The sequence below is a fragment of the Pinisolibacter aquiterrae genome (assembly GCF_019160155.1).
GTDB classification, from domain to species: Bacteria; Pseudomonadota; Alphaproteobacteria; order Rhizobiales; family Ancalomicrobiaceae; genus Pinisolibacter; species Pinisolibacter aquiterrae.
In genome coordinates this window covers 98,922-108,835 of the sequence record NZ_JAFNIH010000055.1, presented here as the reverse complement: position 1 = coordinate 108,835, position 9,914 = coordinate 98,922, and the positions used below count along the sequence as shown (strand labels likewise).

Sequence of the window (9,914 nt, the reverse complement as noted above, 5' to 3'; positions counted from 1 at the left end):
GCGCTCCACCGGCGAAAGAGAAGAAGGACAGGAAGAAGCTCGAGGCGGCGAAGGCGATCGACAGGCCGAAGACGATCTGGATCAGCCGGCGGAAGCCGCCGGAGGTGTCGCCGAAGGCCAGCGTCAGGCCGGTCACCACGATGATGATCACCGCCATGATCTTGGCGACCGGTCCTTCGACCGATTGCAGGATCTTCTCCAGCGGCTGCTCCCACGGCATGCTCGAGCCGGAAGCCCAGGCCAAAGGCGCGAGAACGATGTTGAAGGCGACGAGGGCAGTGCCAGCGGCGAGGTGGCGGCGCAGAGCGGTGACACGACGGATCATGCGGGGTCTCCGTTGACGGGCATGGAGGGACGCGAGGAGGACGGCTCGACAGCGCCCGCGACGACGCGGTAGTCGCCGGTCACCGGATCGAGACCGGTGACCACGCCGAGTTCGACGAGGCGGCGCGCGGCACCACGGCCGGCGAGCACCGCGACGAGATCGATGGTCTCGGCGATGAGCGCGCGGGGGACGGTGACGACGGCTTCCTGGATCAGTTGCTCCAACCGCCGGAGCGCACCGAGCGCCGATCCGGCATGAATGGTGCCGATGCCACCGGGATGGCCGGTGCCCCAGGCCTTCAAGAGATCGAGAGCCTCGGCGCCGCGGACTTCGCCGATCGGGATCCGGTCGGGGCGCAGGCGCAGCGACGAGCGGACGAGATCGGAGAGCGAGGCGACGCCGTCCTTGGTCCTGAGCGCCACCAGATTGGGCGCCCGGCACTGGAGCTCGCGGGTGTCCTCGATCAGCACGACACGATCGGAGGTGTCGGCGATCTCGGCGAGGAGCGCGTTGGTCAGCGTCGTCTTGCCGGTCGAGGTGCCGCCGGCGACCAGGATGTTCTTCCTCGATACGACGGCCGCGCGCAGCACCTCGGCCTGGGGGGCCGTCACGATGCCGGCGGCAACGTAGTCATCGAGGGTGAAGACGGCGACGGCCGGCTTGCGGATGGCGAAGGTCGGTGCCGCGACCACCGGCGGCAGCAGTCCCTCGAAGCGCTCGCCGCTTCCCGGCAGTTCCGCCGACAGCCGCGGCGCCCCGGCATGAACCTCGGCGCCGACGTGATGGGCGACCAGCCGAACAATGCGCTCGCCATCGGCAGCCGAGAGCTGCTCACCGGTGTCGGCGAGACCGGTCGACAGCCGGTCGATCCAGAGCCGCCCGTCGGGGTTGAGCATCACCTCGACGATCGACGGGTCGTCCAGGAACCCGGAGATGGCGGCCCCCAACGCCGTGCGCAACATGCGCACGCCGCGTTCCGCCGTCTCGGATCGTCGCTGGATGACTGCCATGTCGTCCCCGTTCTCTGCGGGCCGCAACCGGCGGCCCTGGGTCGGGGATGATTAGAAGAGGCAGGAATTGGGGCAGAGCAACAACCGAAATGAGGTCGCGGGCCACAGAGTAAAAATGGCGAGGATCGGCGGCTCTACTCCGGAGAAGTCAGATCGGCAAAAGGGGCAAACGCCGGACGGCTACGCTCTCATCCGCCATGGAGTTCTTCATCGGAATCGACCCGAAATGGAAGCTCGAACCGACGAACCTCCAATAGATCCGGCGCGGCCTGGCCGGCCTATCCGGTCGGCAGGAGGGGCGCTGCTTTCGAGGACAACAAATCGAGCTCCGGAGCCGAGCGCTCCCTTGGCGCCTCTTTGCCGTCAACACGAAAGTCCCGGTCTCGGCCGGTCGGAGACGAGGAAGGTGTTCAGCGGGGTACATACTCGGATCTCCGATCCGATGCGTCGCAAGTTTGGTTGCTTCGCCCTGGCCGTGCTCGCCGCATGCGGCACATGCGTGTTGCCGAGGCCATCTCACGTGCAGCGGTCCTTGGGGGCGTCACCCGAACGCCGATCAAGGCAGCGACTTTCCCGAACCGATGATCTCGCGTCATTCCGGCGGAGCTCACGAGAATCTGCGCCGCTTTCACTCTGCCGCTGGCGCTGGTTTGGCTTCCGAGATCGGAACGGCCTTCTCCCACATACGATCGAACGATGCGCCAAACCCCTCGACCAGTCGCGGGGCTCGCGTCACTACGAGATCATTGTCCTGCTGTTTCAGGCCGCTCGCCGTGAGGTTCGCCGATCCCGATCGCAACAGTCGACCATCGACCGCGTAGGACTTCAGATGCATCAGCGGTCCCCGACGCTTCATGCGGATGTCGTCGGTCAACGGCCGCAGTCTCTCGAAATCCGACCTCTGCGATGGATCGAGTAGAATGCGCAGCGCCACACCACGCTCCTTCGCGTCGATCAGCGCCTCGATGATCGGGCGATCGGTCAGAATGAAGGCGGCGATATCCACCGTGTCGCCGGCTTCGGCGATCAGATCGACATCAATGTGCTCGAGGTTTTCGACCGGCGCGTAATGGATCTCGAGCGCCTCCGCAGCGATGCCGACGCTCGGCATCAGCAGGGCAACGGCCACCCCGCCGGCGCGCAGAAAAGTTATCCCCGCATCCAGAAGGCGTGGCATCATCGATGACGAGGCAATGGAGAGCAAAGGCATGACGGAAAGATCCGAGTCGGCGGCGCGAATGATCACGGTGACATTGAAGGAACTCGTCCGCATCGCCGACGAGGGCGAGTTGCCGATGCTTTCCTACATGCTCGGCATGGCATTGATCGAAGCCCGTGCGCAAGGAGGAGGCGACGAGAGCCTTCCAGACAATGTCATGCCCTTCGTCAAGAACTGACAAGCCCGGGCTCTCCCGTCTCCGAGCCGACCGACGACCAACGTAGCAGTGCATCCTGGGACGTTCACTGATGTAGTGCACAACATCTCGTCATACTATTTTGGTTGCGTTCGATGCGTGTGGGGTAGCCGGTCATGGCCAGACGTCGTGGAAGCGGAGGTGCTCTCCTTCTCGGCTTGGCCGTTCTCGGTGGGCTGTTCGGTCTGGGAAAGGGCAGCGATCCGCCGAAGACATCTTTGCCAACGACGCCGGTGCAGACAGCTTACGCGCTGCAGCCGGTTTCGACCCAAGTCACTCCGACAGCGCCGCTCTACACCCGGGCAAGCACCGCCGCGACGAGTTCCGCCGAGCCGACGCGCCTCGTCGTCTCGGGGCATGACGTTTCGTTGAGGAGTGGTCCGGGCCCGAAGACCAAGATCTTGGATCGCCTTCGTCAAGGAAGCGAAGTTTTGGAGTTGGAGCGCGAAACCGGCTGGGTCAAGGTTCGCCATCCCGTCACGGGCACCGACGGATGGGTGAAGGCGAGCCTCGTCCGCTCGAAAGACTCCGCGGCGGCAGAGGCGCCGCACAAAGCCCGCAAGGAGATACCCCCACCCAAAGCCCCCATGGTGGCGACGTCGGTCATCGTCGCTCGTCTTCTCGCGGAGAGCCGCGCGAGCTATCCCGGAAATTGTGCCTGCCCCGACGACGTCGACAAACGTGGTCACCGGTGCGGAGCCAGAAGCGCCTATTCGCGCCCCGGCGGATATGCGCCTCTCTGCTATCCGCGCGACGTGACGGCGGAAATGATCGCCGAATACCGCAAGACACAAACGGCATCGGTTCAATAGGAGAAAGTACTCCTCCTGAGGTTGAGGCCGGGCTCGATTCACGGCCGCATCTCCAAGCCAGGAAACGTTCGCGTCCGGAAAATGCTGATTGAGCAGCCAGGTCGGCGAAGAACGCCCGCAGCGCCCCTGGGCGGTCTCCGAACGGGTCGGCGCGATCAGAGCCGCCGCCGCAACAATCATTGCAACAGCCCGGAGACTCGCAACATTGAGAGGGGATCATTTTGTGTCTAGGTGACGGCCTGCGACCCGAAGCGGACGTTCGATTCATCCGATTGGAACGGCAACTATGCGCCCCATTTCGGTCGTTCGGCCCCGAAATTGTTGGACCAAAAGCTGCCACTAAATGGAGAGCATTTGAGTTCCCATAATGAGCTGCTGTATTCGATTGACCGTTCGTAAACATGGTGCCCGTTGAGTTCCCCGTCCGGTGGGAACTTTCAAGCCTTGTAGACGCAAACAACCACGCGCAATCTAATATTGTTAGCGTGTAGGATCGGTAATGAGGTTGCCGCCTGTAAGGCTCCCAAAAAGTCGATACTCACCAGCTTAATCCGCCAAGTCATTCATTAAATTCTCGCTAAAATTTCCCGTCGGCGCAAATCCGCCCACTCGCGCCTCGCGCTTACTCTCCCCATAATGTCAATCGGGGATTGATTCGGGGGGTAGGATGCTGGAGGTAGACAAGAAACGCGAAGCGACAGCTTCGATCAGGGGGTATTTTTATCAACTCGACGCTGCCTTGCTCGAAATCCTGAATGCGGGCCTGAACGATAGCGTCGTCATTGAGGGCATTGAAGACTTCGACCGTTACACCGATGAAGGCGTCATTTACGGCCAAGTAAAATACTACGCGGAGCAGAACCTGACAGACTCGGTGCTGCGTGATCCCCTGCATAAGCTCTTTGTTCATTTCCACGGGCTCGAAGAAGCACAACGCGCAGGCCGAAAATACCTGCTGTACGGGCATTTTTCGGAAGTTAAGATCGATATTGGTGAGCTTTCCGTCGAACGATTTAAATCAGTGATGGAATACCGGAAGGAAGTGAAGGCCGCTGATGGCACGAAAACATACGAGAAGAAGTCCCTACTCGATGGCACGGTAGCGTCTGACGAATTGATCGAGGCGTTCTGCAAAAACTTCAGCATCCAAATCTCGGCGGAATTTTCTGAACATCGCAACATCGTCATCGAGGCAATACGGAAAAACCAAAACATCTCCGCGTTTGAGGCCGAAGGCTTTCACTATCCAATGGCCCTCGATTACATTGCGACACTAGCCACGAAAAAAGATCACAACGACCGCAAGACCACGCGTCGTGACTTGCAAGAACTGCTCAAGGGAACCCAAGCTGTCCATAATCGTTGGCTTCTTCGAGAGAAGGGTGCATTCGAATATGCGAAGCATATGAAACGCCTGTATTTCTCACCCACAAACAGCGCGGGAGTTGTCCGTGCTTTCATGATTGAATGCGATGCGGCAACAGACGGTTCGATCGTCTGCGACCAGCTCAGGGCAATAGGCAACAACTGGAGTTCGGCTAAGAGGCGCCGCATCCAGAATTCCGAGCGCTACGCGCCATTCATCGTGCTACGCGGCGCGGACGAAAACCTCGTCATACAAGTCAAGAACGAGCTTTTCGATACTGGAACCGTTTTCGTAGACGGTTACCCATATCGCGGATCACCCTTCCGTAACGATCACGTTCAGAGCCCGCAGACCCAAGAGCACCAGATCGAAATTCGTTTTGTCGACGACGTTGGCCAGTTGCTGGAGGCCCTCAATGGGGTGGGACGGAAGTTGTGCCACATCTACGACTTCTTCCTTGAACGCCCTGCAGCCATGGCGCTGCCGGGTCCAAAGAGTCGGATGTATTCGATCCCCGTCAGCAGTATCTCCACAATCATGAGCATCATCTGAGGACGAACAATGACTGAGGAAATCGCGAATGCCGAGGTTGTCGCCGTTTATCCCAACAAGGTTCGAGTGGCCGTCGATGATCTTTTGAACTTCCAGACGGTGGGTGAATCTCTTCGCGTTGGGTCCTTTCTCAAAGTCTCAGACAATGACAACGTTTCGCTCATCTGCATCATCGAAAGCTTTTCAATCGAGATGAAAGAGGTGAAAGGCGACGGTGGTAGTGACTACAAGCGCGTCTATATGATCGATGCGTATCCTCTCGGGTCCCTTAAAGACGGAAAGTTCAATCGCGGCGGTGACGAACTGGCCATTCCGCCAAAGAAGGTCGTCCCGGCGACGAAAGCGGAAATAGCGGCCATATATGCTGACTGCTATGCCGCTGATAAGCGCTTTTGCTTTTCGTCACTGACTAGGCAACGTGATATCGTCGTACCTGTTCACGGCGACCGGTTCTTCAACAAGCATATTGCCGTTGTCGGTGCTTCGGGATCGGGCAAATCGTCGAGTGTGTCGTCAGTTCTGCAGAAGGCGATATCTGCCAAAACTGGCGAATACCAAGGCCTCAACAACTCCCATGTCGTGATTTTCGATCTTCATTCCGAGTATGCCACAGCGTTTCCGAAGGCGAATGTCATTACCGTCGATGACCTCGTCCTACCATACTGGCTGCTTAACGAAGACGAGATGGAGGACATGTTCCTGGAGTCAGGGGATAGCAACAATTACAATCAGGAGGCGCTGCTCCGGCAGGTTGTCACCATCGCAAAAAAGATCAGTAATCCCGACGCAGAGAAGGTCAATTTCGACAGCCCCCTTCCATACGAGATCAATCATGTCGCAAATGCGTTCAGAAATCTTACCAGAGAGACAAAGAACGCTGATAATTCTTTGCTGATCAAGTTCATGGATAACACGGAAATCAATTTCTCTGACGTCGATGCCCAGATCAAGCACTACTGTATGGAGTTGCGCCAATTTGCGCCGACAAAACGTAGTGAGATTAATAAAGGGCCATATGCCGACGGTACTATCGACAAGTTCGAACGACGGATTAGATCAAAAATCGCGAACACGCGGCTTGGGTTCATTTTCGGTGAAAGAGCTAAGATGGCCTCTTTGGAGGACGTGCTCAGGCAGTTCACGGGCTACAAGGCAGGAGGCGAGTCGAATGTCACTATCATCGACCTTAGCGGCATCCCTTTTGAACTGCTCAGCATCACCGTCTCGCTGATCTCCCGCCTAATGTTCGACTTTTGCTATTATGCCCGGCGCGTTGAAAGCAAAATCGAACAGCCATTCTTGATGGTCTATGAGGAAGCGCACAAATATGCGCCGAAGAGCGGTCTTTCCCGCTACAAGGCTTCACTGGCTGCAATTGAACGCATAGCCAAAGAAGGCCGAAAATACGGCATCAGCCTACTGATTTCGAGCCAGAGACCATCTGAAATATCAGAAACTATTTTTTCACAATGCTCCAACTTCCTGGCAATGCGTCTTACCAATCCCGACGACCAAAGCTATGTCCGCCGACTACTGCCAGATACGCTCGGCAATCTGACCGAGGGCATGCCCGCGCTGGAGCAAGGGGAAGCGCTTCTGATCGGCGACGCCGTCATCATGCCGTGCGTGGTATACGTGGAGAAATGCGATCCCGAACCATCGTCCATTGACGTGAAATATCTCACCCTCTGGAAAGAGGAATGGAAGAAGATCGATTTCGAAAAGCGTGCCGACAATTGGCGAGGGTGATGGGTGCTGATCAAGGAGCGCCGGTCCAGATTGTCGGTATGGGGAAATGATCCGAAGCGAATGAATCCGGGCTGACCCGAGGTTCCGTGAACTCAGTCACTTTCGTAGTCGAAAGAAAAGTCGCCCGTGAAGTAATCGCCTCGGCGGCATTACACAGCCTGCATTGAGCTTGTTCTGATCGCGATCACGGCCTCTAGGACCGGACGGTCCGTTGTCGGCCCCCCATTTCGGTCGCCCAAGCGAAGCAAGCCTGACATCCGCTTTCGGCGCGATGCGGTAGGTGACGGCCTGCGACCCAAAGCGGACGCGCATCAGGGGGGGCACATCGCACCAGCTCTTCGATCGGTTCACGATCCACACGACGGAGAGCATCACCGGCACTTCGATGAGAATGCCTGTGATTCGGTCTGTCGGAATCGTGTTGGGGCTGCATCGAAGGGCGCACTCTATCGGACAAGACGGCGACGGAATGGTCCGACGCCACCTGGAATCCGCCGACAGTCTGCACCAAGATCTCACGCAACTGCGTGTCGACGCGCTGAGGTCCGCCCCTCCGATAAGGGTCTAACTCTTCCGCCCAAACGGCACGACGACGCCAGGATCGGACTGCCCGGCCTTCTCCCGCGGTCGTAGTTGCAGCGAGACGACGTCCCCGGTCGCAATCTCGAACCACCCCGGTGTGAGGCCGCACAGATCCTCGACATCGCCGGCCGCCAGCGTGAAGTCGCTGGCGAGTAGGTCCTCCTTCGTCCGCAACCCTTCGTCGATGATCATGCCGAGCGCCTGGGCGAGCAGGCGCGGCTTCGCGACGGCCACGGCATCGTCCCCCGGCTCGCCCTTCGACCAACCCCGAGCGCTGTAGTACTTGTAGAGCTGCGTCGCCTCGTCTCGGTCGAGGATCTCAAGATCCTGACAACGACGGATCATCGCCTTGATCGACACCCGCCACGTGTCCTTGAGCACGCGGAACCGGCTCATGCTCGGCTGCGCCACGGCCAGTGAGAAGGTCTCGCTCGGCATCAGGAAGGCGCTCGCCAGACGAAAGGCCTGCCGCTCGACGAGATCGAATTCGGCCGCCAGGGCCGCCGCGTCGACGCCGCGATGCAGAACCGCATGCGCCATCTCGTGGGCGGCGTCCATCTGACGGCGGAAGAAGTTCATCTTGTCGGTGGCGAGCAGCACATAGGGCCGCCCATCGGCCGTCGACCAGCGGCAGAGACCGTCGAGATTGGTGGTGCCCATCTCATCGCAGGCGACGATGATGCCTGCCTTCTCGATCGGCGTCAGGACGTTGGCGATGGGGCCGAGGCCGAGGCGCCAGTGCCGGCGCAGCTCGGTCGCCAGTCCCTCGATGTCCTCGTCGCGCAGCGTCCGCCAGTCGGCGCAGGCGAGGAGATCGGGCACGTCGACCCTCGGAAGCGCGATGTAGTGGGCGACCACTTCGGTGATGTCACGCACCCACTCGAGCCGAGCGAGCTGCCGTGCGCGATCGCGCTTGCGCGCGGCTGCGAGGGAACGGAAGAACACGGCCCCTTTCGAATCGTCTCCCGAGCGCAAGAAAAATGCCGGGCGAACGCGCAGGAGCGCCGCCAACTTCTCGAGCATGTCGGGCGATGGGCTGGAGGTGCCGTCTTCCCATCGGCTGACGGTGCTTGTGTTCACCCCCAAGAGTCCGGCGAGCGACAGCAGCGTATTCAGGCCGCGCGCTTCACGCGCCTGGGTCAGGCGGGCTGCCTGGAATCCCGGCGTACCCGCCCGAGTCCGGTCTTCGGATCTCGGCGACATAGCGATCTCGCAACTTTCGACTGGTGAATTCCCATACACCGCAAGGATCGGTGCGAGATATTACCATTTTGTTCGAGCGTCACGCCTTTTCTTCGGCGGCGCCTTCAGCACGATACTCCGCGCCGGCATAGGGCTCGACACCCTTGCGCGGGACGAGGCCGAAGTCGCCGGCATCGGCGGGCATCGGCTCAATCGTGCCCTCCTCTTCACCGTAGCCGGCGATGAAATCGTCGATCTCCTCGACGAAGAGCAACGAATTGAAGTCCGGCGCGATCACGGCGAGATAGGTGGCGGCGATCTTGTCCAGGTCGTGGAAGTCCGGCAGCGTCAGGAGCAGAACGTGAAACGGAGCGCTGGCATCCGTCGACGGATCGAAGAGATCGGCGGTAAGGGCTCGGTTGAGCGCAGCACCGTTGCGACGCGTCACGTTGGCAGAGGGCATGCCCTTGCGCTCGTGGATGGTCGCACGGCCGAGGAGAATACGGCCGTATCGCGAAAGGGGCTGGTGGAGCATCAGTTCTGTGCCCGGGAAGGCGCGATCCTCGATCACCACGCCGCCGGCTCGCTCACAGAGATCCTTCAGCAGGTTCTCCATGACCAAGTGGGCATTGAAACCGGTCGAACGTCGCGCAGCGCGGCCAGAGAGCCCCAGTTCACGCGCTTTCTCCGCCGCCGCCTTGCGTGCGACCCCGGGGATTTCGGCGTGATCGAGCATAACCTGCTTGGGTACGGCCTGGCGGATGAGAGTGGCAATAGCGGCGTGGCCCACAGCATGAACTCCGATTTGCATCAATAAGGATTTTATATACGATTTTTTGCGAGATGCAAACACGGATCATTCTCTGTCCACCGATACACGTCACCTCAGCTGCCATCGTCCCCGGTCAGTCAGCCGTCCAA

General features: G+C 59.7%; 9 protein-coding genes. 4 read left to right on the top strand and 5 right to left on the bottom strand.

The window, feature by feature from the left end; all coding sequences use genetic code 11:
* From J3S89_RS20850 to J3S89_RS20840, 3 genes are all read right to left on the bottom strand, one after another.
* Window positions 1-325 (bottom strand): TrbC/VirB2 family type IV secretion system protein (locus J3S89_RS20850; RefSeq protein ID WP_217931080.1); only part of this gene is annotated, 325 nt, incomplete at its 3' end.
* The gene (trbB, locus tag J3S89_RS20845; protein ID WP_217931071.1) at window positions 322-1,335 is read right to left on the bottom strand and encodes a P-type conjugative transfer ATPase TrbB; all 1,014 of its coding nucleotides are present in this window, start codon (window positions 1,333-1,335) and stop codon (window positions 322-324) included. The genes trbB and J3S89_RS20850, both read right to left, overlap by 4 nt.
* Window positions 1,336-1,963: 628 nt before the next feature.
* Window positions 1,964-2,581, bottom strand: coding sequence for a phospholipase D-like domain-containing protein (locus J3S89_RS20840; RefSeq protein WP_217931069.1), 618 nt, complete (start codon window positions 2,579-2,581; stop codon window positions 1,964-1,966).
* On the opposite strand from J3S89_RS20840, the gene J3S89_RS20835 reads away from it, so the two are divergent.
* From J3S89_RS20835 to J3S89_RS20820, 4 genes are all read left to right on the top strand, one after another.
* Window positions 2,574-2,732 carry a hypothetical protein gene (locus tag J3S89_RS20835; RefSeq protein WP_217931067.1) on the top strand — a complete coding sequence of 53 codons (159 nt, stop codon included), beginning with the start codon at window positions 2,574-2,576 and terminating at the stop codon, window positions 2,730-2,732. The genes J3S89_RS20840 and J3S89_RS20835 overlap by 8 nt on opposite strands.
* Window positions 2,733-2,866: 134 nt before the next feature.
* Window positions 2,867-3,562 (top strand): SH3 domain-containing protein, encoded by a 696-nt coding sequence (locus tag J3S89_RS20830; RefSeq protein ID WP_217931066.1) that lies wholly within the window; start codon window positions 2,867-2,869, stop codon window positions 3,560-3,562.
* Window positions 3,563-4,229: 667 nt separating this feature from the next.
* A complete protein-coding gene (locus tag J3S89_RS20825) occupies window positions 4,230-5,480 on the top strand; it encodes a DUF4297 family anti-phage-associated protein (RefSeq protein ID WP_217931064.1) in 1,251 nt (416 codons plus the stop codon).
* 9 nt (window positions 5,481-5,489) lie between these two features.
* Window positions 5,490-7,229 carry an ATP-binding protein gene (locus J3S89_RS20820; protein ID WP_217931062.1) on the top strand — a complete coding sequence of 580 codons (1,740 nt, stop codon included), beginning with the start codon at window positions 5,490-5,492 and terminating at the stop codon, window positions 7,227-7,229.
* 564 nt (window positions 7,230-7,793) lie between these two features.
* Here J3S89_RS20820 and J3S89_RS20815 read toward each other — a convergent pair.
* Window positions 7,794-9,053: a helix-turn-helix domain-containing protein gene (locus tag J3S89_RS20815; protein WP_217931059.1), complete on the bottom strand. Its 1,260-nt coding sequence runs from the start codon at window positions 9,051-9,053 to the stop codon at window positions 7,794-7,796.
* Between the two features lie 40 nt (window positions 9,054-9,093).
* Window positions 9,094-9,846, bottom strand: coding sequence for a hypothetical protein (locus J3S89_RS20810; protein WP_217931057.1), 753 nt, complete (start codon window positions 9,844-9,846; stop codon window positions 9,094-9,096).
* Between the last annotated feature and the right edge of the window lie 68 nt (window positions 9,847-9,914).